25 protein-coding genes are annotated in these 24,336 nt (G+C 60.0%); 2 read left to right on the plus strand and 23 right to left on the minus strand.

All coding sequences use genetic code 11. The features are described from left to right. Positions 1–24: 24 nt before the first annotated feature. The 21 genes from AC0CW1_RS05145 to AC0CW1_RS05245 form a co-directional block, all read right to left on the minus strand. Positions 25–1,131, minus strand: a complete 1,107-nt coding sequence (locus AC0CW1_RS05145; protein ID WP_488182123.1) for a BMP family ABC transporter substrate-binding protein — start codon at positions 1,129–1,131, stop codon at positions 25–27. Between the two features lie 383 nt (positions 1,132–1,514). Continuing rightward, a complete protein-coding gene (locus AC0CW1_RS05150) occupies positions 1,515–2,879 on the minus strand; it encodes a PLP-dependent cysteine synthase family protein (protein ID WP_488181976.1) in 1,365 nt (454 codons plus the stop codon). A gap of 111 nt (positions 2,880–2,990) precedes the next feature. Then, on the minus strand, positions 2,991–4,232 hold the full coding sequence (gene thrC, locus AC0CW1_RS05155; protein WP_488181977.1) for a threonine synthase: 1,242 nt from the start codon (positions 4,230–4,232) through the stop codon (positions 2,991–2,993). 229 nt (positions 4,233–4,461) lie between these two features. Further along, positions 4,462–5,370, minus strand: coding sequence for an L-serine ammonia-lyase, iron-sulfur-dependent, subunit alpha (gene sdaAA, locus AC0CW1_RS05160; protein WP_488181978.1), 909 nt, complete (start codon positions 5,368–5,370; stop codon positions 4,462–4,464). Positions 5,371–5,452: 82 nt separating this feature from the next. Then, a complete protein-coding gene (gene sdaAB / locus AC0CW1_RS05165; protein ID WP_488181979.1) occupies positions 5,453–6,115 on the minus strand; it encodes an L-serine ammonia-lyase, iron-sulfur-dependent subunit beta in 663 nt (220 codons plus the stop codon). A gap of 55 nt (positions 6,116–6,170) precedes the next feature. Continuing rightward, entirely contained in the window at positions 6,171–6,539 is a 369-nt protein-coding gene (gene rsfS, locus AC0CW1_RS05170) for a ribosome silencing factor (RefSeq protein ID WP_488181980.1), read from the minus strand. A gap of 85 nt (positions 6,540–6,624) precedes the next feature. Continuing rightward, positions 6,625–7,257, minus strand: a complete 633-nt coding sequence (gene yqeK, locus AC0CW1_RS05175; RefSeq protein WP_488181981.1) for a bis(5'-nucleosyl)-tetraphosphatase (symmetrical) YqeK — start codon at positions 7,255–7,257, stop codon at positions 6,625–6,627. A gap of 55 nt (positions 7,258–7,312) precedes the next feature. Continuing rightward, positions 7,313–7,567, minus strand: a complete 255-nt coding sequence (gene rbp, locus AC0CW1_RS05180; RefSeq protein ID WP_204758215.1) for an RNA-binding regulator — start codon at positions 7,565–7,567, stop codon at positions 7,313–7,315. A gap of 122 nt (positions 7,568–7,689) precedes the next feature. After that, positions 7,690–8,469 carry a nicotinate-nucleotide adenylyltransferase gene (gene nadD / locus AC0CW1_RS05185; protein ID WP_488181982.1) on the minus strand — a complete coding sequence of 260 codons (780 nt, stop codon included), beginning with the start codon at positions 8,467–8,469 and terminating at the stop codon, positions 7,690–7,692. After that, positions 8,453–9,706, minus strand: coding sequence for a glutamate-5-semialdehyde dehydrogenase (locus AC0CW1_RS05190; protein WP_488181983.1), 1,254 nt, complete (start codon positions 9,704–9,706; stop codon positions 8,453–8,455). Before AC0CW1_RS05190 ends, nadD begins: the two co-directional genes overlap by 17 nt. A gap of 31 nt (positions 9,707–9,737) precedes the next feature. Beyond that, the gene (gene proB, locus AC0CW1_RS05195) at positions 9,738–10,886 is read right to left on the minus strand and encodes a glutamate 5-kinase (RefSeq protein ID WP_488181984.1); all 1,149 of its coding nucleotides are present in this window, start codon (positions 10,884–10,886) and stop codon (positions 9,738–9,740) included. A 198-nt stretch (positions 10,887–11,084) separates the two neighbouring features. After that, entirely contained in the window at positions 11,085–12,413 is a 1,329-nt protein-coding gene (gene obgE, locus AC0CW1_RS05200; protein WP_488181985.1) for a GTPase ObgE, read from the minus strand. A gap of 138 nt (positions 12,414–12,551) precedes the next feature. After that, a complete protein-coding gene (locus AC0CW1_RS05205) occupies positions 12,552–13,112 on the minus strand; it encodes a Spo0B domain-containing protein (protein WP_488181986.1) in 561 nt (186 codons plus the stop codon). Between the two features lie 115 nt (positions 13,113–13,227). Then, positions 13,228–13,506 carry a 50S ribosomal protein L27 gene (gene rpmA, locus AC0CW1_RS05210; protein WP_012283722.1) on the minus strand — a complete coding sequence of 93 codons (279 nt, stop codon included), beginning with the start codon at positions 13,504–13,506 and terminating at the stop codon, positions 13,228–13,230. After that, positions 13,500–13,847: a ribosomal-processing cysteine protease Prp gene (locus AC0CW1_RS05215; protein WP_488181987.1), complete on the minus strand. Its 348-nt coding sequence runs from the start codon at positions 13,845–13,847 to the stop codon at positions 13,500–13,502. The genes rpmA and AC0CW1_RS05215 overlap by 7 nt, the downstream gene beginning before the upstream one ends. A gap of 18 nt (positions 13,848–13,865) precedes the next feature. Continuing rightward, positions 13,866–14,177: a 50S ribosomal protein L21 gene (rplU, locus tag AC0CW1_RS05220; protein ID WP_012283724.1), complete on the minus strand. Its 312-nt coding sequence runs from the start codon at positions 14,175–14,177 to the stop codon at positions 13,866–13,868. Between the two features lie 354 nt (positions 14,178–14,531). Further along, entirely contained in the window at positions 14,532–15,773 is a 1,242-nt protein-coding gene (locus AC0CW1_RS05225) for an Rne/Rng family ribonuclease (RefSeq protein ID WP_488181988.1), read from the minus strand. Next, on the minus strand, positions 15,770–16,468 hold the full coding sequence (locus tag AC0CW1_RS05230) for a TIGR03936 family radical SAM-associated protein (protein ID WP_488181989.1): 699 nt from the start codon (positions 16,466–16,468) through the stop codon (positions 15,770–15,772). The genes AC0CW1_RS05225 and AC0CW1_RS05230 overlap by 4 nt, the downstream gene beginning before the upstream one ends. Further along, positions 16,443–18,368 carry a TIGR03960 family B12-binding radical SAM protein gene (locus tag AC0CW1_RS05235; RefSeq protein WP_488181990.1) on the minus strand — a complete coding sequence of 642 codons (1,926 nt, stop codon included), beginning with the start codon at positions 18,366–18,368 and terminating at the stop codon, positions 16,443–16,445. Before AC0CW1_RS05235 ends, AC0CW1_RS05230 begins: the two co-directional genes overlap by 26 nt. A 158-nt stretch (positions 18,369–18,526) precedes the next feature. Continuing rightward, the gene (locus AC0CW1_RS05240; protein ID WP_488181991.1) at positions 18,527–19,411 is read right to left on the minus strand and encodes a M50 family metallopeptidase; all 885 of its coding nucleotides are present in this window, start codon (positions 19,409–19,411) and stop codon (positions 18,527–18,529) included. Continuing rightward, positions 19,408–20,271, minus strand: a complete 864-nt coding sequence (locus tag AC0CW1_RS05245; protein ID WP_488181992.1) for a murein hydrolase activator EnvC family protein — start codon at positions 20,269–20,271, stop codon at positions 19,408–19,410. The genes AC0CW1_RS05240 and AC0CW1_RS05245 overlap by 4 nt, the downstream gene beginning before the upstream one ends. A 138-nt stretch (positions 20,272–20,409) precedes the next feature. On the opposite strand from AC0CW1_RS05245, the gene AC0CW1_RS05250 reads away from it, so the two are divergent. Both AC0CW1_RS05250 and bcaP read left to right on the plus strand, forming a co-directional pair. Then, positions 20,410–20,586, plus strand: coding sequence for a hypothetical protein (locus tag AC0CW1_RS05250; protein WP_488181993.1), 177 nt, complete (start codon positions 20,410–20,412; stop codon positions 20,584–20,586). Between the two features lie 228 nt (positions 20,587–20,814). Further along, positions 20,815–22,227, plus strand: a complete 1,413-nt coding sequence (bcaP, locus tag AC0CW1_RS05255) for a branched-chain amino acid transporter BcaP (RefSeq protein WP_488181994.1) — start codon at positions 20,815–20,817, stop codon at positions 22,225–22,227. Positions 22,228–22,336: 109 nt separating this feature from the next. Here bcaP and AC0CW1_RS05260 read toward each other — a convergent pair whose 3' ends face one another. Together AC0CW1_RS05260 and AC0CW1_RS05265 are read right to left on the minus strand one after the other, a co-directional pair. Then, positions 22,337–22,525, minus strand: a complete 189-nt coding sequence (locus tag AC0CW1_RS05260; RefSeq protein WP_488181995.1) for a hypothetical protein — start codon at positions 22,523–22,525, stop codon at positions 22,337–22,339. A gap of 299 nt (positions 22,526–22,824) precedes the next feature. Beyond that, entirely contained in the window at positions 22,825–24,327 is a 1,503-nt protein-coding gene (locus AC0CW1_RS05265) for an N-acetylmuramoyl-L-alanine amidase family protein (RefSeq protein ID WP_488181996.1), read from the minus strand. Positions 24,328–24,336 lie beyond the last annotated feature (9 nt).

Below are 24,336 nucleotides of genomic sequence, written 5' to 3' on the forward strand. Positions count from 1 at the left end.
AACAGGGTTTTTGGAACAATAGTCTTACTTGGGAATGGTCCCGTCCACACCTTGGACGAACCAGTTGAATTCGAGCATTTCCTTATCGGTCATCTTAGAGCCTTCCGGCACTTTTACCTGGCCGGACTGATCTTTAACAGGACCGTAGAAGACATCCCATTCGCCTTTCATGATGGTGTCCTTCTTCTTGGCGATCAGGGCTTTCGTGTCCTCGCTCACCATGGGGCCGAAAGGCGCCAGGTCGACGACCTTATCGGACATGGGACCCCAGTACTGTTCCGACTTCCAGGTCTTGTCCATGACTGCCTTAACAGTCTTCACATAGTAGGGACCCCAGTTCCAGACGGGACCGGTCAGGATGGCTTTCGGGGCGAAGGAGCTCATATCGGTGTTGTAACCGACGCCGAATTTGCCTTTTTCCTCAGCAGCCTGCATCGGGGCGGGCGTGTCCTGGTGCTGGGCGATCACGTCGGCGCCGGCGTCGAGGAGACTCTTGGCGGCGTCTTTTTCTTTGGCAGGGTCATACCAGGTGTTGGTCCAGACGACCTTGACGGTGGCGTTCGGGTTGGCTTCTTTCACGCCCACGGTGAAGGCGTTGATGCCGCGGATGACTTCGGGGATGGGCATGGCGGCCACATAGCCGATGACATTGCTCTTCGTCTGTTTGCCGGCGGCGAGACCGGAGAGGTAACGGGCCTGGTAGATACGGCCGAAGTATGTACCGACGTTAGGAGCTGTTTTATAACCGGAGCAATGGAGGAAGGTCACATCAGGGAACTTCTGGGCCACTTTGATCACATAGTCCATGTAACCGAAGCTGGTGGCGAAGATGATCTTGTTCCCTTTGGTGGCCAGTTCGGTGAGCACCCGTTCAGCGTCAGCGCCTTCGGGCACCGATTCTACGATGGACGTTTCCACATTGGGAATCTCTTTTTCGAGGTACTTGCGGGCCTGGTCATGGGCGTAGGACCAACCGGCGTCGCCGACAGGTCCAACATAGATGAAGGCCACCTTCAGTTTTTCGCCAGCGGCTTTGTCACCTGACGGTTGTTGGGTGGCAGTCGGTTGTCCGCCGCAGCCGGCCAGCACGAGACCGAGGACGAGGGCCAAGCTTACGAAAACCGCCAGCATCTTGGATTTGTTTTTCACGAATGCATCCTCCCCATTTGTTATTTGAACCTATTCAGCGCTGCGTTAGCGAGGGTTTTTGTTGCCCAATCCCCCGCCGCTTTTCCATCCCTCCTCAGGCAAGTTCTAAGGGTCACAAATAAAAGGCCCTTCACCACGCGGCCTCTTCCCTTCGCGGTGAAGGGCGCCATTGCCCTTCTGTCATTCCATTCGCTGTTTTGATCCAACGGCTAAGATACTTGTAATTTTATTCCCAGAAAGGTTGAAAAGCAAGACCTGAACAACGTATTCCTGACTTTTGCCTTCATTTTTTGCCGCTCAAGGGGGTAGACGCCATGGGTTTGTGTCGATTCATGGCGTCTTTTCCTGCTTTTGTAGGGTTACGCTCAGCCTTTTTGGCGGCTGGCAGCGATCTTTTCGTTGTAGACGTTGACCTTAGCGTATTGCTCTTCCCAGAAACTCGCTTCACGCATGGCGTTGAGGAAGTCGAGGCTGTAGCCGAACTTGAGCCAGTCATTCTCTTTCTGCTGGAAGAGTCGCTCTTTCTTGTCGGCGCGGCGGACATCATAGACCTGCTGGTCATCGGCGCCGAGGAAGATGTCCTTGGCCCAGCGTTCGAGGACGAAAGGCGCTGTCTCCAGGTAGCGGCGGTCTAGTTCTTCCATGACCGAGTGGTAGCGGTCAAAGCCATCGGTAGCGACGGTGACCACGTTGTCGCCAGGGCCGAGGCGGAGGAACTTGGCCATCTTGATGGCACCCAGGATGTTGCAGATGCCCGAGGGACCGAACCAGTCGCGGATCGACAAGGCGAAGTCGCGGTCGACACCCATCTGAAGGAGGGCTTCCAGGCCGTCGCGAAAGATTTTGAGGCCCTGTACCGTCTCCTCGTCACGGATCAGGATGATGAAGTCCGTCGTCAGCAGGTTGTGGATGAGGGTACACATCTTGTCGCCGATGCCTTCGATGCGGTGCTGACCTCGCCCGCCGTTGGCCAAGGTGGAGCACTCGTAGGGTTCCAGGGCGCCGATCTTGGCTTCAGGGAAGATGGCCTTGATCTGATCGCCGGCGGCAAGGGTTCCGGCGGAACCGGGAGCCGAGACGAAGCCAGCGATGCGCCCGTTGCCGACACCCTGAACGGCCTCGACGGCGCTGTTGCCGGTCACATGGCGGTGGAAGCGGTAGTTGGGGAAGAGTTCAAACTGGGCTAAGGCTTTGTAGGCCGGGTTTTTCATCATCTCATGGGTCCGTTCCAGCGTCAGGATCACGTCCGATTCGCTGCCCGGCGTCAGTTCCAGTTCACCGCCGTATTTGCGGATCCGTTCATAGCGTTCCTTGCTCATGTTGTCGGGCATGATGACGATGGCCTTAAAACCGAGCAGATTGGAGATGTAGGCCGTGCCGATGCCGAAGTTGCCTGTCGATGGACCAAGGATCGTATGCACGCCTGGGACAATCTCGCCGTCGACGAGGCCCTCGATCAAGGTGCTATAAGCGGGGCCGACCTTGTGGGAGCCTGAGGGAAAGCCGTAGCCCAGCATGACGACGATGTTGGCGTCAACGCCAGTGAGGGACGGCGGCAGGACCACCTTGCGCACCTGGTTGTCGGCGTTTTTCCAGGTGATGTTGAAAAGGTTGATCGGGTCCAGTTCATTCCCCTGGAGGGCGGCCAACGCCTGAGAACGCACTGTCGCATCGAGCGTCTCGGGGTGCAGCATTTCGTCATAGGTGGGTCCGAAGGGAATCCGAGTCATAGATATATTCCTCCTCTAGGGGTCACAACTAGGTGATCCCCGGTCTTGTGAAAGTGTTACCATTTTCTTCTTCGCCGCAATTGTGCGAATTTCCTGCTAGAAAAAAGCTCCTTAGGCACTTACCACTTGCCGTACGGCATCAAGTTCCGGCGCCACTGGCAAGGGTTGCCCGGCGGCCCGGATGGCGCTGGCGATGTCTTTCAAGCCATTTCCGGTGACGATGACAGTCACCGACTCCTCAGGGCCGATGATCCCTAACCGCCGGGCCTCCTGCACGCCGGCCACACCAGTAACACCGGCCGGTTCGCCAAAGACGGCCGCTTTTCGGGCCAGCGTCATCATCGCTTCCAAGATAGCGACATCCGAGACGGCCACATAAGCGCCGCCCGATTCGGTCACAGCCCGCAACCCTTTGACAAAATTGCGGGGATGGCCGACGGCGATGGAATCAGCCAGGGTGTCGGCGTCACAAGGGGTGAGCCCTTTGCCCTCGCGCCAGGCGGTGACGAATGGCTGGCAACCGGCGGCCTGAACGCCAAGGATCTTCGGCGTCTTTTCGATCCAACCGATGCGCTCCATCTCTTTGAAGCCCTTCCAAACGCCCCCGATGGTGCAGCCGTCGCCGACAGAGACGACGACCCAATCGGGGAAGGTTCCCCGCTCCCGGAACTGTTCGACCAGTTCCAGGGCAACCGTCTTTTTCCCTTCGATTAAGTAGGAATTAATGGCACAGTTGCGGTTATACCAGCCGAAATGGGCGCTTGCGGCCATGCACAGCTCCCAGGCTTGGTCATAAGTTCCTTGGACGGAAAAGACCTGGGCGCCGAAGACGAGCAACTGAGCCAACTTGGCTTCCGGCGCCCGCTTAGGCACGAAGATGGAGGCCGGCAGGCCGGCGGCGGCGGCAAAGCCAGCCAGCGAGGAGGCGGCGTTGCCGGTGGAGGCGCAGGTGATGCGGGAAGCGCCCTTTTCCAGCGCCTTTAGAACTCCTACGGCGCTGGCCCGATCCTTGAAGGATGCTGTCGGGTTGCGACCTTCGTCCTTGACCCAGCAAGCGGCCACATCGAGGGTTTCCGCCAACCGAGGCGCCGCGTAGAGGGGTGTCCAGCCGACCTGCAGGTGGCTGATCCGCTCCGGTTCGGCTACAGGCAAGAGCGGCAGATACCGCCACATGGAGCGTGGACCGCCGGCGCTGAATCGTTCCGGATCCATCTCCGCTTTGACGGACTCATAGTCGTAGATCACATCCAGGATGCCGTCATGATAGCCACAGGCGGGACAGTAATAGTCGACCTCGCCGGGGTCGTATGCTTTCCCGCAATGGATGCATTGCAATGATTGAACGTGTTTCATCATCTCACCTCTGCCTGTTTAATCATGCAAAAATCGGGCCAATGCTATGATCTTTTTAAAAATAAATGTGATTTGCAAAATCAATCACGAGCTACGGCGTCTTTTATCGGCTGATTCTTTAAAAAACAAGGGGGTTCCCGCGTTATGTATTGCGATGGATGTATCATTTTGATATTCTTGTATCTTTATGAAAACGAAAAGGCCGCCTCGGCCTTTCCAACACCTTAATTTACTGCTTGGCTTCCGCTCCCGTTCCCTTGCCGGCAAAGAGCTTTTTCGCCCACTCTCGTCCCGTCGGCGTCTCCGCCAGGCCGCCCCGGGCGGTCTCGCGCAGTGTCGCTGGCAATGCTGCGCCGACAGAACCCATGGCGTCGATCACCTCGTCGACTGGGATGACGCTGGCGATCCCGGCCAGGGCCATCTCGGCGGCGACAAGCGCCTGGGCCGCCGCACCGGCGTTGCGCTTGACACAGGGAACTTCGACCAGCCCGGCCACGGGGTCGCAGACGAGGCCGAGCATGTTTTTCAAGGCCATGGCGACGGCATCGCCCACCTGAACTGGTTTTCCGCCGCAGAGATCGACAACCGCGCCAGCCGCCATCGCCGCAGCAGCGCCGCATTCCGCCTGGCAGCCGCCGGCTGCCCCTGAAAGGGTAGCCCGTGAGGCAACGACCATGCCGATGGCGCCAGCCACCAGGACTCCCTCGGCCAACTGTCTGTCTGACAGACCATGGGAATTGCCTAAGGCAAAGAGCACCGCCGGCAGCACACCGCTCGACCCGGCTGTTGGCGCGGCCACGATGCGGCCCATGGAGGCGTTGGCCTCCCCGACAGCCAGGGCCATCATGACGGCATCGGCCAGGATAGGACCGACGACGCTCTTGATCCGGTCGTCGTTGCGGTAAGCGTCCATCTTGGCCGCATCACCGCCGACGAGACCCCCGACGGAACGCTGGCCCCGCAAGCCGGCCTGGACGCTGTCCCGCATCACCGGCAACAAGGCCTCCATCCTGACTATCAGCGCCTCTTCCGTCGTTTCCAGGTCTGCCGCCTGCCGTTGCAGGCAAAACTTTGCAAAAGTGAGGTTTTTCTCTTCGGCCTGCGCAATCCATTGTTGCAGGGAGAGTTTTTGGGCCACGACGACTCCTCCTTGTTCAGTCGTTGATTTGGAAGGTCAGTCGGGTTGATGCTCAATGCTTTGGCGTCACTCGGTTTGGCGCTTAGCCGATCTGGATCCGTCGCGCCGCCTCGACCGGCGGCAGTGAGGCGATGGCTCGCAGCGCTTCATCGGTGACAAATTGGTCGGTTTCAAGCACCATCAGCGCCCGGGCGCCCTTCTGTTCCCGCGAGACGCGCATCTGGGCGATGTTGATCCCCTGTTGACCTAAGACGCCGGTCACCAGGGAGATGACGCCGGGGCGGTCGCGGTGGGTCACCAGCAGGGTGGCGAAGTCGCCTGTCAGTTCGACAGGAAAGTCGTCTACACGGGTCACCAGGACACGACCGCCGCCGATGGATGCGCCGGTGACCTCCGAGCGGGCGCCCTTCTGTCCGGTCAGCTCGAAGCGAACCGAGTTGGGATGGGCCAGTTCGCCCAGATGGATCTCGGAAAAGGTGACTGTCAACGCCGCTGCTTCGGCGAATTCGAAGGAATTAGGGATGCGAAGGTCATCGGTGGTCCAGCCGAGCAGACCTGCCACCAGAGCCAGGTCGGTGCCATGGCCCTGGTGGGTCTCAGCGAAAGAGCCGTGGAGGCCGATACGCGCCTCTCGGACCGCTTCGCCCAGGATCAGGCGGGCCACATTGCCGAGGCGTACAGCGCCGGCCGTATGGGAGCTGGACGGGCCGATCATGACCGGTCCGATTACGTCGAAAATATTCATAGATCTGCTCCTGTGCCTGTCCAATCCGCTTTGTTACAACTTATGGACTTTCGGCCTACTGCACAAACTCCTCAAAGTTCGGCTCGACCGCTTTGGGCGCGTCGCCCCAGAGGCGCTCTAAGGCATAATGGTCTCGCGTCTCGGGACGGAAGATATGGACGACCACGTCGCCGTAATCCATCAACACCCAGCGCCCGTCCCGGTAGCCTTCCACGCGAAGGGTGCGGCGGCCGTAATCTTTCAGTTTTTCTTCGATGTGCATGCAGATGGCTTGCACCTGGGGCGTCGAATTGCCGTTGCAGAGGACAAAGTAGTCGGTCACGTTCGATTTGCCGCGCAGATCGAGGAGCATGATCTCATAGGCTTTCTTATCGGCGGCTGCTTCCGCGATGGCGATGGCCGCTGCTTTACTGTCTTGTCCCAAGTTTTTGGTTCCTCCCTGATTTGATATTTTTGAGATTCATTTTTTTGCCGTCATTTTCCCGAGATTCCTTTTGGGGGAATCACTTTCAGCTATGTTTTTGTCCGCCGGCATCTTTTATATCCTGCTCAATGATCAGCCGGTTGCGCGTCTCCACTGTGAGGGGATGCAGCAGCGTCCCTTTGCGGAGGACATGTTGGATGGCCTGATCGAGACAGGCGAGGACGGCCCGGTCCAGCGACTGTCCGGCCAGGGTGCGGAGCGTATTGACACCCTTGTAAGACCGGTTGGGCTCGATCTTGTCGGCCAGGTAGACGATCTTCTCCAGAAGGCCCATGCCAGGATAGCCCACTGTGTGGTGGTGCACCGCCCTCAGCACCTCGTCGTCCTCGATGCTGTAGTGCTTTGCCGCCCACCAGGCGCCGGCATAGCCGTGCAAGAGTTCCGCCTGTCTTCGTTCCCATGGCTCAAGGGTGACGCCCGCATCCTCACAGGCTCGCAGCAACCGATCAGCCGGCCATTCGCGGGCGATATCGTGCAACAGAGCAGCGATGCGGGCTCGCTCCGGGTCGCCGCCCCATTGCCGCGCCAGGTGGAACGCCGTTTCACCCGTACCCATGATATGGTTAAATCGCTTCGGGCTTAACTCCCGGGCCAGATCGGTTTGCAGGCGCCGGATGATGGCTTGCCAATCTCCCAACAGGATCATCCTTTCCGTCATACACAATAATAAACCTCCTATCCCGTTACGGTCTAGGAGGTGCATATAAATTCTTTTATTGGTCCTGTCTGGGCTTGGCCTCGTTGACGGTCAGCATCCTGCCTTCATACTCGGCGCCGTTCATGGCTTCCACCATGCGCTCGGCGTCTTCATCTCTGACCTCGACGAAACCGAAACCTCTTGAACGGCCAGTCTCTCTGTCTGTGATGATCCGGCTGCTCAATACCTCCCCATAGGGGGAAAAGAGATCTGTCAGGTTCTCGGGCTTGGTTGCCCAAGGCAAATTGCCCACATAGAGGGTCCGAGTCATTCCATTCACCTCACCATAACCCCATGATTCTCGGCTTCAAGCGATGTTCTTTCGCCCTGCGCTCGCGACTTAGTATGACCGGAAACAGCGGGGTTATTCGTGAGGCTGCCGGCGGCGGCCCTTCATGACGACTGCCCTTCACGGTAACTGCCGGTTTCAATGATGCGGTGGACGACCGGCTCGGGCAGCAGGTATTTGATCGATCGGCCCTGGGTCAGGCGATGGCGGATATCGGTGGAGGAGATGGCCAGGGCCGGCACCTCGACCAGGTGAATCCGCCCGGAAAAAGCCTCCATGCGCGCCACCGCTTCCCTCAGGTGGTCCCGGTCATAGCCGGGTCGGTAGGCGGCGATAAAACGGCATTCGGCCATCAACTGGTCGATCTGGCGCCAGGTCATGATCTCCAGGATGGCGTCGGCGCCGGTGATGAAGAAAAACTCCGCCCGCTCCCCATAATCTCGCCGGAAGGCGCGCACCGTGTCGATGGCATAGGAGTAGCCGGGGCGGCTGACCTCCACATCAGACATGCGAAAACGCGGGTTCGAGCAGGTGGCCAGTTCAGTCAGCCGGTAGCGTTCCCAGGGGTCGGTGACGCTCTGGTTTTGCTTGTGCGGCGGCCGGCCCGAGGGGACGAAGACGACGACAGAAAGGTCGAAAAGATCAGCCGCCGCTTCCGCCGTCACCAGGTGGCCGTAGTGAACAGGGTCGAAGGTGCCGCCCATGATGCCGATCCGGACCTGCCCTTCCCCTGTTTGATTCACCTTGATTTTGGGCACCTTGATCCCGAAGGTGGTGTCCACCCACTCATAGTCAGCCAGGTCTTCGGGGATGGAGATGACGACGCCGTGGGGACCGATGATAAAGCCCTTGCGCTCAACAGGGTGATTAACGGATCTGTCCATCGCCGTAGCAGACGTACTTGATCGTCGTCATTTCATTCAGCCCCATGGGGCCGCGAGCATGCAGTTTCTGGGTGGAGATGCCGATCTCAGCGCCCATGCCGAACTGGAAGCCGTCGGTGAAGCGTGTCGAGGCGTTCACGTAGACGGCGGCGGCGTCTACGCTGCGGGTGAACTCGCGAGCGCGGCTGTAGTCGCGGGTGACGATGGCCTCCGAGTGGCCCGTCGAGTATCTGCGGATATGTTCGAGGGCCTCGTCGAAGCTGTCGACAACCTTCACAGCCAGGATCAGGTCGAGGAACTCGGCGGCATAGTCCTCGTCGGTGGCCTCCTTGATGCCCTCGAAGAGGCTCATGGTGCGCGGGCAGCCACGCAGTTCCACGTTCATCTCCGTCAACAGCTTGCCGATCTGGGGGATGAACTTGCGGGCCACATCCTGGTGGACGAGGAGCGACTCAGCGGCGTTGCAGACGCCGGGGCGCTGGCACTTGGCGTTGATGATGATCTTCTCGGCCATCTCCAGGTCGGCGTCGGCGTCGACATAGATGTGGCAGTTGCCGACACCCGTCTCGATGACCGGCACGGTAGCGTTTTTGACGACGGCCTGGATCAGTCCGGCGCCGCCGCGGGGGATGAGCACATCCAGGTATTCGTTCATGGTCATCATCTGCTGGGCCACTTCCCGGCTCGTGTCTTCCACGAGTTGGATCGCCCCTTCCGGGATGCCGGCCTCTTCGGCTGCCTTGGCGATGACCTTGACGATGGCCATGTTGGAGCGGATCGCCTCCGAACCGCCGCGCAGGAGAACGGCGTTGCCCGTCTTCAGGCAGAGGCCGGCAGCGTCGACGGTGACGTTCGGCCGCGCTTCATAGATGATGCCGACAACGCCGAGGGGTACGCGAACCTGGCCGATTTCGAGGCCGTTGGGGCGGCGCCACTGGCGCTTCACCTCGCCGATCGGATCGGGCAGGCTGACGAGTGCGTAGAGGCCTTCGGCCATCTCTTCGACGCGCTTTTTATTCAGCATCAACCGGTCCAGGAGCGCCTTGGACATGCCTTTCTGCCGTCCCGCCTCCACATCAAGGGCGTTGGCGGCCAGGATCTCTTCTTCCTGAGCCACCAGGGCGTAGGCCATCGCCTCAAGGGCCTTGTTTTTGACCTGGGAGGACAAGGATCCCAGCTTATACGCGGCGTCTTTGGCTTTTTTGCCCTTCAAGGACAGTTCGGAATACATGTTCATGCCTCTTTCCCCCTGTTTCGCCTTTGGTTCTTTATCCGATATGCCGGGAGACCATGACGGTCAGGTTGTCCCGGTGGACGACCTCGTCGACGCCTTTCATGCCCAGGGTCTCTTCAATGTCCTGGCACTGTTTCCCCATGATGCGCCGGACCTGATCAGCCGAGTACCGGGTGACGCCACGGGCCACTTCGAGGCCTTCCGGCGAGATGATGCTGACCATGTCGCCGCTCTGAAAATCGCCTTCGGCGCCGGTGACGCCGCAGGGGAGCAGGCTCTTGCCACCGGAGATAATGGCCTCGGCGGCGCCGGCGTCGATGTGAATGCGGCCGCTGGAGGCGGAACCGAAGGCGAGCCAGCGCTTGTAGCCGGGCAGCGGCGTTTCGTTGGGGATGAAGAGGGTCCCCACCTCTTCCCCGCTCATGATCTCCCGGAGCCCGTTGGGCCGGCTGCCCCGGGCGATGACCATGGCCACGCCCGACTCGACGGCGATCTTGGCCGCTTGCAGCTTCGTCGCCATGCCGCCGGTGCCCAGGTTGGAGCCCGCGCCGGCAGCCATGGCCTCGATCTCCGGTGAGATCTCGGCCACCTCGGGGATAAAGACCGCCTCGGGGTCCACGCGCGGGTTGGCCGAGTAGAGCCCGTCGATGTCGGTCAGCAGGATCAGCACGTCGCCTTGGACCAGGCCCGCCACCAGCGCCGACAAGGTGTCGTTGTCGCCGAAGCGGAGGCGGATCTCGTCGATGGCGACGGTGTCGTTTTCGTTGATGATGGGGATGACGTTCATCCGCAGGAGCGCCTCGAGGGTATTGCCGGCGTTGATGTAGCGCTCCCGGAAGGCGAAGTCATCCCGCGTCAGCAGCACCTGAGCGACGACGAGACCGTACTCGGCGAAGAGCTTCTCGTACATATGCATCAGGATGCCCTGGCCGACGGCGGCGCAGGCTTGTTTTTCCGGCACGGCTTTGGGCCGCTTCTCCAGACCCAGACGCCCCATCCCGGCGCCGACGGCGCCGGAGGTGACCAGCATGACCTGATGGCCCCGGTTGGAGAGGTCCGCCAGTTGCCGGACGAGCTTTTCCATCTGCTCCAGGTTCAGCTTGCCGGTGCCGTGGGTCAAGGTGCTGGTGCCCACCTTGACGATGACGCGGCGGGCCTTGGGCAGGTCTTGGCGTCCAAACACGGAGCGCACCTCCATCGTCGATTCGCAGCAGGAAACAGAAAAAATGTTGTACAGCAATCGATACCGGCGTCGCCCCCTATTGCCTTGTATACAGGATCGCCGGTGTTGTATTCTGGTTTATTCTCGACGCGACGGTAGTTTCCTGCTTTGACCCTTTTTACACATTTTTTTCAGAATCGAGCAAATTGGGCAAATCATTTACTTTCCGTTGCTGTCTTCGTCGCGATCGGCATACTGGGCGGCATACTCGATGAAGTCAAACTCCAGGTCGCGGATGCGCACCGGATCGCCATGTTGGCAACCGGCGTCACGCAAGGCTTGATCGACGCCCATGACGTCGAAGATGCGCTGCAAGCGCGCCACCGATTCTTCGTTTTCCATGTCGGTCATGGCCACATGGCGTTCCACTTCCTTGCCGGTGACGACGAAGACGCCTTGCTCGTCTCGATGGATCTTGAAGCGCTCCTCTGTCTTGCCGGAGAAGCGGACATCCATGTGGGCGTCAGCGGTGACCGTCTCAAAGACGACAGGCCCCAGTTCCTCCAGTCCCTTGTGAACATGGTAGATCAGCGGATCCAACCCCTGACGGGTGGCGGCGGAGACGGGGAAGATGACGGCCTCTTCGCCGAGCTTCTCCCGGAGGCGCGCCAGGTTTTCCTCAGCGCCGGGCAGATCCATTTTATTGGCGGCGACGACCATCGGTTTGTTGGCCAGTTCCGGCTTGTAGAGGGCCAGTTCCCGGTTGATGGCGTCATAGTCCTCCAAGGGATCCCGCCCCTCGCTGCCAGAGATGTCCAGGACATGGATCAGGTAGCGGGTCCGCTCCGTGTGGCGCAGGAAGTCATGACCGAGTCCGGCGCCGGTGTGGGCGCCCTCGATCAGCCCGGGAATGTCGGCCATGACAAAGCTCTGGCCTTCGGCGATGCGGACTACACCCAGGTTGGGTTCGAGGGTGGTGAAGTGATAGTTGGCGATCTTGGGCCGGGCGGCTGACACGTTGGCGATGAGCGTCGATTTGCCCACGTTGGGGAAACCGACGAGGCCAACGTCAGCAAGCAGTTTGAGTTCCAATTCCAGCCACTGCTCGTCGCCCGGTTCGCCCTTTTCGGCGATCATAGGCACCCGGTTGGTGGAACTGACGAACTTGGCGTTGCCCCGTCCGCCCCGCCCGCCCTTGGCGGCGATGTATTGCTGCTCGTCGCGGGTGATATCGGCCAGGATGGCGCCTGTCTCGGCGTCCTTGACGACAGTGCCGATGGGCACGCGGACAGTCATATCCTCGCCGTCGCGACCGTGCATGTTTTTGCCCATGCCGTGCTCGCCCCGCTCGGCCTTGTAGTGGCGCTGGTAGCGGAAATCGACGAGGGTGCGCAGTCCTTCGTCGCCGATGAAGATGACGTTGCCGCCAGCGCCGCCATCGCCGCCGTTCGGTCCGCCTTCTGGCACGTACTTTTCGCGGCGAAAGGAGACGATGCCGTTCCCCCCGTCACCGCCCTTGACGAATATCCTCGCCTGATCGTAAAACAACGGCGAAAACCTCCTATGGAATCGAACCCGCTTCGGTTCAATCATGCTGCTGTTGTTGACGTTGTGCTACTGGTTGTATGATTCCAGCTTGCAACGTTGATCGGTAATAACGGTTGCTGATCGCAGGTGTTTGATTCCCTACTGCAAAAGGGACGCGAGTTCGATTGTCGTCAACTTCTCGTCACGGCCCAGCCACCAGGCTTCCAGCAACGGCTCAGGGCCGCGAAAGCGCAGGCAGAGCGCTGGTTCCTCTTCCGCTGGATCTTGAGACGGAAGCAACGACTCGATCGTCGCCGACGCCACCTCCGCAAGCCTGCGGGCACGGCTCTCCCCTTGCCATGGTTCGGCGTTCCAACCCCGGTCCACCTGGACGCGCAGGTCAACGGCACGCTCCCGCAGTTCCTGCCCTTTGAGCAGCAGGTGGGCGATGACCGGCAACACGCCGAGAAGCGTAATGCCACCAGCCTCTTGGAGCCGTGAGGCCACTTCGCGGAGGTATTCAAGGGACCGCTCCCCGCGCCCTACCTGGATGTACCCCAGGATCGTCTGCAGGTGGTTGATAAAATCGTGGCGGAGTTCCCGCCAGAGTTCCACCCATTCGGCCGCATCTGGGCTGAAGCCGGCCAGGCGAGTCCCAGAGGGACCACTCCCTGACGGATCATTCCGGTCAGCCGCCCCCGGCCAATCACGCTCCGCCATCGGAAAACACTCCCGCCAGCGCCGGATCTGCGAAAAAAGCGCGGTGCCGCAAGTCCGGCGCACAGTATTAATATTGACAAAAAGCCCCCGGATTTCTCCGGGGGCTGCTTTGTTCTTAGACAGCGTACACGCTGACCTGTTTTTTGTCCCGACCTTTGCGTTCGAATTTAACGACGCCGTCGATCAGGGCGAACAGGGTGTCGTCACTGCCCAGACCCACGTTGTTGCCGGGGTGAATCTTGGTGCCGCGCTGGCGGACCAGGATGTTGCCGGACAAAACGGCTTGACCGTCGCTGCGCTTGACGCCCAGGCGCTTGGCTTCGGAGTCGCGACCGTTTCGGGAGCTACCGACACCTTTCTTGTGGGCGAAGTATTGCAGATTCATGACTAGCATGGGACACACCTCCTCTTCTCGACGTGAAGGAAACGCGGATAAACTTCCGCGGTTTGTTGCAGACCGAGGACCATCGTTTCCAGGATGATCTGGGCCGTCCGCGCCGCTTCCGGCGCCAGCGGTTCCCGCAAAAGGCAGCTTAGGTCGCCCGGCTTGGGGGCGCTCACCTCGGTCGCCTCAGCGCCGAGAAAGTGCTCCAAACCGTTGACGGCTGCGATGGTCAGCGCCGACACACCGGCGCATACCACATCCTGCCCGCGAGGCGCCGCCCCGGCATGACCCAGGGCTTGAAATCCCAGAATCCGTTGCCCCTCATCGACATAGACTGTTACCTTGACCATGACGCGCGCCTTCCAGCCTTAGGCTTGGATGGCTTCGACACGGACCTGGGTAAAGGCCTGACGATGACCTTGTTTGCGGCGGTAGTTCTTCTTGGGCTTGTACTTGAAGATGATGATCTTCTTGCCTTTCCCGTGGTCTTCGACTTTCAGCAGGACTTTGGCGCCTTCGACGGTCGGGGCTCCGACCTTCAGCTCCCCATCCTTGCTGACGGCGAAGACGCGGTCGATTTCGACCACATCGCCAGGATTGGCTTCGAGTTTCTCCACCTTGAGCACATCGCCTTGTTGAACCTTGTACTGCTTGCCACCAGTTTCGATAATCGCGAACATGAATGCTACACCTCCCATACTAGACTCGCCAGGTGCAAGGCGCGGCCAAAAGCCGACTTTTCCAAGCCCGTCCTGAGCGGTTGAGAACAGAGGACAGATACCTACAAATCAGTATTTTATCGAGTGAGAAGTCCTTTGTCAAGGGATTCAGAACAACCTCCTTCATTTATCGTGTGAGGTCATTCTAATCAGCAAGATCAAACTGCAAATAAACCACAAGTCCGGGGCGCATTGGCCTGTGAGCGGTTTGGGCGGAGTCGCCGAGCGAGCCGCCGCGGAGCCCTTAGCGAGCAGGCCAATGCAATGCGCCCCGACTTGCCGCGAATGCCTTTTAAAGGGGGGATCGGTTTTGGATCAGGGCGCCTCCCCCTTGGCGACCCGCCCCCGCCCCTCGCAACACTCACAAGGCGCCGTCAACAGCGACGCCAGGCTCTGGCGCACCTTCTTACGGGTCATCTCCACGAGCCCAAGGGCCGTCAAGCCAAGCACGCTTGTCCGCGTCTTATCCCGCGCCAGGTGCGCCTCCAGCGTCTCCAGCACCTCAGCCCGGTGCCGCTCATCGCGCATGTCGATGAAGTCGATGATGATGATCCCGCCGATCTCGCGCAGTCGGAGCTGGCGCGGCACCTCACGGGCCGCCTCGATGTTCGTCTGGCGGATCGTCTCCTCCAAATTGACCGAACCGGTGTAGCGGCCCGTGTTCACATCAATGACGGTGAGCGCTTCCGTCTCCTCGATGACGAGGTAGCCGCCCGACTTGAGCCAGACCTTGGGCCGCAAGGCTTTTTCGATCTCGCTGGTCAGGTTGTGCTCAGTCCAGAAGTCGCGCCCCTCTTCCAGGCGCAAGCGGGTGCGAAGGGACGGCAGGTTCTCCTCGGTCCACTCCCACATGCGGTTGTACACATCGAGGTCGCTGACGCGGATCAATTCAACGCCCTCGTCGATGCGATCGCGCAGGAGCCGCTCGACCAGGTCGCCGCTGCTCTCGATCAAGCAGGGCGCCGGTCGGCGGCTCGCCTTTTCCTGGATCCGCGCCCAGCGTTGCCGAAGGCGCGCCACATCAGCGGTCAGTTCCTCCTCCGTGGCGCCGGCGGCGGTCGTCCGGACGATGAGGCCCATCCCGGGCAGGCGCACCCGTTCGGCCAGTTGGCGCAAACGTTCCCGTTCGGCCGGATCGTCGATCTTCCGGGAGACGCCCCCCTGATCGCCATCAGGCAACAGGACGACCCAGCGACCGGGGAGGGTGAGGTGGCAGGTCACTCGGGGCCCCTTGCCGCCGATCCCCTCCTTGAGCACCTGGACGGTCACTTCCTGGCCCGGCTTGAGGATATCGCCGATGGAGAGGTTGGCGCGCAAGTCCTTCAGGTCAGGCGGCACGGCGTCAGCGAGGACGAGGAAGGCGTTTCGCTCCCAACCGATATCGACAAAGGCCGCCTGCATCCCCGGCAACACGTTTTCCACACGGCCTTTGTAGATATTGCCCACCATGATGCCCTGATCCCTTTGCTCCCAGTGGACCTCGACGAGGCGTTCCTCCTCCAGGACGGCTACCTTTGTCCATTCCTTGCCGGCTTGCACGAGGATGGTCTTGTTCATAGCACATCCATCGGCGTGATCAGGCGATCTCCCTGGGCGATGAACAGCCCTAAGCGCAGGATGCGCACCCGCTCCCGGTCGACGGTCAGGTTACCGTAGCGGCACACAGCCTCCAGCACTTCTTCCGGACGCACATTCCCCTCGCTGCCCGTCATGACGAGCATCTCCAGGACCAGCGCGTCGTCGGTGCGGGATCCGGACAGTTGAAACAGGCCGGAGCGGATCTCTTTTGTGGAGACCCCTTTTTTCCCTTCCCGCTCCACCAGCCAGGACGTTTCGGCAAGGCTGCGCGACAGAGCCGCTGTGATCGCCGTCTCATCAAGCGGTTCTTGCAAAGGAGCGCGCAGCCGGTACTGAGCCCGGTTGACGGCAGCCATGAGCGCTTGCGTCCCTGGGGCGACGGCCTTGACGCCATGGATGCCGAAACCCTCGGGCATCGCCTTTTGCAAGCGTTCCCGCACCTCTTCCGGGTCTAGGGCCACCGCCAGGTCGATATCGACATACTCGCCAAAGGAGACGACCCCGACGGCCAGCGCTGAGGCGAAGGCGATTTTGGGATGGGGATTAAACCCTTCTGAAAACGCCAACGGAATGGCCGCGCGGCGCATGGCCCGCTCAAAGGCTTTCTGAGTGTCCAAATGAGAGAGCCAGCGCACCGGATCCTGTTTGCTAAAGGCGATTCGGACTCGGAACATGGTCACCACCCCGCAAATCGATACTTACCCCTAAAGTCGGGCAAACGCCGCATCCGGCGCACGAATCGGCCCGGCAGTCCCGGGTCAGCGATGCGGCCAGCGCGTTTTTATGTTCTCGGACGAGATACCGGCGATCGACGCCAAAATCGAGGTGGTCCCAGGGCAAGGGGTCGTCATAGTCGATGGTCCGGTAGGCGAAATCAGCCAGGTCGACGCCGCATTCCTGAAAGGCCTCCAGCCATGTATCGTAACGGAAGAATTCCGACCAGCCATCAAAGACACATCCCTTTTGCCAGGCCCGGTGCAGCACCTGGGCGAGCCGGCGGTCGCCCTTGGCGAAGACAGCCTCGAGGAAGCTGATCCGCGCGTCGTGCCAGTTGTAGCTGATGCGGCGATCGCGGAGGCGCTTTTTCAAAAAGGCCTGCTTCTCCTCCAGGTCAGCCATGGGCGCCTGAGGTTCCCATTGGAAGGGCGTCTGGGCTTTCGGTACAAAGGAAGAGGTGCTGACGGTGACGCGGACGCTCTTTTTGATGCCCTTTTCCCGCAGAATCCCTGTCCCCTTGTAGACGACCTGTTCGGCCAGACGGGCGATCCCTTCCAGGTCCTCCTCCGTCTCTGTGGGCAGTCCGATCATAAAATAGAGCTTCAGGCCGGTCCAGCCGCTGGAAAAGGCGCTTTCCACCGTCTCCATCAGGTCGGACTCGGTGACGCCTTTGTTGATCACATCGCGGAGGCGCTGGGTGCCCGCTTCCGGCGCAAAGGTGAGGCCGGTCTTGCGCACTTTCTGCACCTCTTTGGCCAGTTCAACCGAGAAGGCGTCCACCCGCAACGACGGCAGGGACAGACCGACCTTCTGCTCCTGATGGGTGACGATCAGTTCTTTGATCAGCGGCTCCACGCAGGTGTAGTCAGCCGTGCTTAATGAGGTCAGGGCGATCTCATCGTAGCCGGTCGCCTTGACGAGCGCCTCAGCCTGTCGCTTCAACGTCTCAGGGGAGCGCTCCCGCACAGGTCGGTAGATGCTCCCGGCCTGGCAAAAACGGCAAGCCCGGGAACAGCCACGGAGCACCTCGAGCATAACCCGGTCATGGACCACATCCATGAATGGCACCAGTGAGGTGGCAGGAAAAAAGGCCTTGTCCAAATCGGCCACGATCTGCTTTTTCACCTTTGCCGGAACACCGTCCCGGATGGGCGCTGTGCCCAGGAAACGCCCGTCGGCGGTGTACTCCGACTGGTAGAAGATGGGCACGTAGACGCCGGGGATGGCGGCCAGCCGCAGTAGCAGCGCCTCCCGGTGGGCACGATCGCCCGCTTTTGCTTCGCCAGTATCGCCTTTGAAATCTGCGATAGCTTGCAGGACCCTTGGCAGCGTCTCTTCCCCTTCGCCGAGGAGGACCAGATCGACAAAAGGCGCCAGGGGCTCCGGGTTGACGGCACAGGGTCCGCCAGCCATGATCAGGGGATCGCCGTAGACCCGCTCCTCGGCAAAGAGGGGAATGCCGGCCAGGTCGAGCATGTTGAGGATGTTGCTGTAGGACATCTCATACTGCAGGGTGAAGCCGACGACGTCAAAGTCGGTCAGCGGACGCCGGCTCTCCAGGGAGAACAGGGGCACCCCGCGCGACCGCATGGCCCTTTCCATATCGGGCCAAGGGGCGAAGACACGCTCCATGGCCATGCGCGGCTGTTCGTTGATCAGATGGTAGAGGATGCGCAAACCCAGGTGAGACATGCCGACCTCATAGACGTCGGGAAAGGCGAAGGCCATGGCCACATCGATGCCTGACCAATCCTTTTTCACCTGGTTGTGTTCGCCCCCTGTGTACCGGGTCGGTTTTGTCACCTTGCGCAGCAGTTCGTCTTCTAAGATTTGGCTGATTTCACGTTTACGACTCAAACTGGTATCCCCGCCTCACGCGCTGATTCGTTCAATGATAACCGATATATAACGGAACTTACGATAAGATTATCCCCTTTAACTCAGAAAGACAACCCCGTTGGATCCTTTTTTGGTCTGACGTCCTCCCTCCCCAGACCTTCAAGCTTATGATCCCCTCATCTGCCTCCCTTTTGGATCAGATCCCCCACGGTCAGGTCCTCCTTCCCTTGCAGCATCTGTTGGAGCAGATCGTTCTCGCTGACCTGGCCGATGATGGCGCCGCTCTCGTCAACGATGGTGACAAGCAGGCACCGTTCAGGCACGATGCGAGGCAGCAGGCTGGAGACGCGCACATCGCGCCGGGCCACGACCACCTCGCCGTTCCAGGCGGCTTGACCTGTCAGCTTGCGCCGCTTCACCCGGAGCAGGTTCCAAAAAAACATGGGGCCGTTGCTCCTTTCTTTGTGGGCGCCGAGAAAGAGAAATCCAGCGATGAGCGGCAGGTCGAGGCCGTTGCGCCCCCCGTAAAGGCCCACCACCGCCAGCAGACCGAAGAGCAGGGCCAACGCCTCCCCCCAACGGGCGGTGCGCAAGGAAGCGCCCATGACCCCCCAGCGCCCAGCCAGCCAGGCGCGGCAGAGACGGCCGCCATCAAGGGGGAGGATCGGCAATAGATTAAACAAGCCGATGGAGAAATTGACATTCCGCAAGAAATCGAAATAATCGCCCCAGTCGATGCCGAGGCGCTGCCCCCCTTCGAGGACCAGCAAGAGGAAAAAGGAGAAGAGAGGGCCGGCCAGGGCGACGGGGATCTCATCGCCAGGGCTTTGCTCCAAGCCCGGTTCGAGCCGGGCGACGCCGCCGAAAGGAAAAAACTCCACCTCCTGGACAGCGAAGCCCTTCCGACGGGCGACAAGCACATGACCCAACTCATGCCAGGCCACACAGGCAAAGGCCAGGGCCACCTCGACAGCCACACCGGCCCAGACATAGAGCGCCGCCAGCACGATGAGCCATTCGTTGATCCGCACGTCCACCCCGGCTAGGCGGACGATCCTCACTGGGGCTGTCCCCCCTTCTCGCTTTCAAAAGGGTCGATGCTCTGGCCCCCCCGACGGACCTCTAGATAGAGTTGGGACTGGCCGTCGGCCTCGCCGCGGGCCAGTCGGCCCAGCGTCGTCTCGACCGCCACAGCCTGACCGGTTTTCACCTCCAGCGACTCCAAGGGACCCACGATGCGAACCGTTCCGTCATCGGCTGCGATCTGCAGGTAGTGACCGCCGTTTTCCATCCACTCCACGGCCACCTTGCCGGCGGCGCCGGCAGTAACCGGCGACCCCGCTGGCGCCGCGATGCGAACGCCAGGATAAAACTGGCCGCCCCGTTGCCCGAAGCTCTGCACGATGATGCCCTTGACCGGCGTGTCCACAGGCAAGCCGACCCGGGCGCCTCCTCCGGCAGGGGCGAAGACGGGCGCCACCGCCGTCGCGTCCGTCCAGAGACCAAGGCGCAAAACGGCATCATGGAGTGCCTCATACTCCACGCTTTCGGTGGCGACCCGCCGGATCTCCCCTTGCAACCAGTGAGCCCATGGCTGGTCGACCTGGAAGATCTGCCAGGTCCCAGCAAAAAGCGCCAGCGAGATGGCCGTCTGCCAGAGCCAACGGCGGAGCGGAGAACCTTCTCTCGCCGGCGGTTCGCCCCAACGGGCCGAGCCATCGCCCGAAAACCAACTCCGCGCCGGCGACGCGCCGAAGCCTTTGAACCAAGCGCCGCCCCCCTCATCGCCCAGACCGCTCCTTCCCTTCACTGGCGGTTCCAAATCGCCCTTTCCCTTCGGGCTCTCCCCTGTTGACGCCGAACGCCGCCGCCGGCGGTTGGTGATCCACTCGCCCCCATCGGGAATGATCGACTTTTTCACATTTGTCCCCCCTGTTCACCAACCCTGATACACTCTATGCACTGCCCTGGAAAAAATAGGACATCCCTTTCTTTACCCTCGCTGTCACGCATGTGCCGGAACGCCGGCGGGCATACTCTAAGCCAGGAGGTGGTGCTTATGGCCCGAATTATCCCCATGCCTCGACCACACCGCGCCGGGAAGTGCTCCGAATGTCCGATGGCCCCCTGGTGCTACACCAACCCGGCCGACCGCACATCAATCAACCCCGTACATACACAAGCGATGAAGCGAGCCTTCGAACAATGCATCCGCCAGCGAGGCGAAGAACGGTAACTCCAGTCGATCAGGCGATCCCGGAAGCACTTCCAATCGCCTTTTTCTTTTCGCCTTTTTTCTTTGTCCGCCTCCGAAGGACACTTGTACAGGTTGGGACAAATGATTATAATATGTGCTTGTTGGCACTAACCAGTGATACCCAAAAGCGAGACAGGGAAAACTTGATTCGAGCCTTATCTTCTAGACGATCTTCCCAACCTCATGCATTGAAAGGAGCCTCTCTTCATGAACCTCTGGCGGAAAAAATCCCTGGACCAGTTGATCGAGTTTGCCCATTCAAAATCGGGCCTCAAAAAAACGCTGGGCGCCTTTGATCTCACCTTGCTGGGCATCGGGGCAATCATCGGAACGGGCATCTTCGTGCTAACCGGCATCGCCGCCGCTGAACATGCCGGTCCAGCGCTGGTGCTCTCCTTCGTGATCGCCGGACTTGCTTGCGGCTTCGCCGCCCTGGCCTACGCCGAATTCGCCGCCCTTTGCCCCGTGTCAGGGAGCGCCTACACCTATTCCTACGCTACCCTGGGGGAATTCATGGCTTGGCTGATTGGCTGGGCGCTCATCCTCGAATATGGTCTCGCTTCCTCAGCCGTCTCCATCGGATGGTCGGCCTACTTCGTCAAGCTTGTGGAAGGCCTGGGATTCCACTTGCCAGCAGCCTTGGTCAATCCGCCTGCCAGCGGGGGAATCGTCAACCTGCCCGCCGTCATCATCGTCTTGATCGTCACCTCACTCCTTTCGATCGGCATTCGGGAAAGCGCTCGTGTCAACAACATCATGGTTTTCATCAAGATGGCCGTCGTCTTCCTCTTCATCGGTGTCGGCGTCTGGTACGTCAAACCAGCCAACTGGGTCCCTTTCATGCCTTACGGCGTCTCCGGCATCTGGTCCGGCGCGGCCATCGTCTTTTTCGCCTACATCGGCTTTGACGCTGTCTCCACAGCGGCCGAGGAAGTGAAAAATCCACAGCGGGACCTTCCTATCGGTATCGTCTCTTCGCTGGCCATCTGCACCGTCCTCTACATCATCGTGTCGGCCATCATGACCGGCATCGTCCCTTACGCCCAGTTTAAGGGCGTCTCTGCACCGGTCGCCCTGGCCATGCAGGTAGCCGGCCAGAACTGGGTGGCCGGTTTTGTCTCCATCGGCGCCATCGCTGGCATCACGACGGTCCTTCTGGTGATGCTCTTCGGTCAAACGCGCGTCTTTTTCGCCATGAGCCGAGATGGCCTGCTGCCTCCCTTTTTTTCGAAGGTGCATCCCCGCTTCGAGACGCCCTTTGTCTCCACATGGCTGACTGGGTTGATCGTCGCCTTTGTCGCCGGGTTCGTGCCTATCGGAATCGTGGCGGAGATGGTCAACCTAGGCACCTTATCCGCCTTTGTCTTCGTATCCATCGGCGTTATCCTGCTACGCCGCCAACGGCCGGAACTGAACCGCCCCTTTCGTTGTCCCGGCGTTCCCTTTACGCCTTTGCTCGCCGTGCTCTTTTGCGCCTTTTTGATGGGCTCTCTTCCCTGGATCACCTGGAAGCTGTTCCTGATCTGGATGGCCGTCGGCATCGTCGTCTATTTTCTCTATGGCTACTCGCACAGCAAGATCGCCGTTACTGCCGGAAAGGCGAACGCTTCTGAACAATAAGTCGCGCCTCTCGATAACATCAAATCGTCAAAAAAGCCCTCTCTCTTCCTTGTGGTCAAGGAAGGGAGAGGGCTTTTTGGGATCGATTTCTCATCGACCACCGCCAGATCTATTCGGCAGGATAACGAGTGCCATACTCTTGGAGCCGTGGAAATCGCTCTCTCGATTGAGCCTGTACAACCAATCGACGAACCGCCTGCGGGTCAAGCCGCTGTGTTTTCCGGTAGGTCTTCTTTTGACCTACCTCCAGCCAAATGACAGCCCCGATAAATAATGCCAACAGGGCAAGCATGTACATCAGCCGCGTTCCCCCTTTCATCGCCTTCCAATTCAGCCATCCCTGGATACGTTTTACCTCGATCAGTTGAGCTTGATCGAACTTCGAATGTCATCATTGTAAAGCAAATTCAACAAAAGAATTAGTAATTCCTTCCATATCCTTTGCTTTTCGTTCGTCATATTCCGACTCGATATGACCGGAGGATTTCTGCTCATTAAATAAAGGCAAAAGGCGAGGCAAGGCGGGTTGAAAAGGGCTGGCAATGGTTGCTGACAACCATAACCGACTGGCAACAGCAGGAAATGACGCGAAAAGGGTTATGGACGCAGGGGCCGTTTCAGGTACTCCATGATCCCGGCGACGATCGCCTGGGCGACGCGATCTTGAAAATCGGATGTGAACAACAGTTTTTCCTCTTCAGGATTGGAGATGAAGACCGTCTCCAGCAACGCGGCGGGAACCTCAGAAGTGCGCAAGACATAGAAGTTGGCCTGTTTTACCCCCCGGTCGTCTCTTCCTGTCGCCGGCTGCACCTTCCGCTGGATCGTCTCGGCCAGCGACCGCCCATTCTCTCCGCTGATCCAGGTTTCCGTTCCTCCTGCTTCCTGCCTTGTAGCAGCGTTAGCATGGATACTGAAGAAGAGATCCGGATGCAATCGGTTGTTGATGATCCCCCGGTCGGACAGCGACACATCCATATCGACAGACCGGGTCAGCGACACATCGATGCCCTGTTTGACGAGAAGATCACGGACCTTCAGCGCCATGGTCAGCGTATAATCTTTCTCCCGTGTTCCCGTCGGCCCTAAGGCGCCAGGATCGATGCCACCGTGACCGGGGTCCAACAGGATCAAGGGGATTCCGGCACGCCGCAGCGACCTTGCGCCAGGGATACGGATGCACAGGCCCTCCGGCGATTTTTGAATCTGAGGCGTAACCGTTCCGATCAGATCAATGACGATGCGGGCCGTGTCCTCCCGGAATTGACCAAAGCGCACCTGTTTGACCGGACCGAGGTTAATCGCCCTGTTTTTCGGCAAGGATTCGCCGAGTTTTACGCCCGGCAGGTCGACGACCACCCGGTCTGGCCCCCTTAATACCGACAACTGGTATTCCATCTGGTCTGTCTTGGCAACAATGATGATGTCTTTGTTGTTCTCGATCCACCAGTCGATGTCAGAGAGTTCTCCTGAAACCGTTCCCGCAGGCTTGCCGGCAGTCGTTCCAGCCCCAGGTGAGACGGCTGTTCCGGGCGCTTGACCTTCCGAAGTTGCTGGCCTTTCACCGCCCATGCCCACTCCGGAGGAAGGCGGCGTTCCAGACGGGGTAGTTACCGGCGTCTGTCCCGCCCGCTCCGATGTGGAGTCAACATAGGCCGTGCGACTGGGGCCATCCCAATCGACCTTACCGCCCATGGAGACGCCGACAAAGCGCAAGGGAACAAAGAGCCGGTCGTCACGCAGTTGGGCCGGGGCATCGAGGGAGACCACCTTTCCGTTCACCGTGGCCTCCCGCTGACCGGGGCGGAGGGCGATCTTCAATCCCTCCCCTTCCAGAGCAGCCTCGTATTTTTCGCTGTTCCAGGCTACCTTTAGCCCCAGTTGTTCCGACACGACCCGCACCGGCACGAGCACCCGCTCTTTGACAATGACCGGCGGTGAATCGGGGACGACAGCCTTGCCGTTGATGACCAGATTGACCGTATCTGGCGACGGGGAAGCGGCAGCCGCCGGAAGGAGTTGTCCAAAACATAAGAAGGCGGTTAGCCAAAGCCCGAAGAGGAAGGCAGCCGCAAGAGACCGCTGAGGTAGATTAAACAACGTTAGCAC

The sequence above is a fragment of the Heliomicrobium sulfidophilum genome, assembly GCF_057715735.1.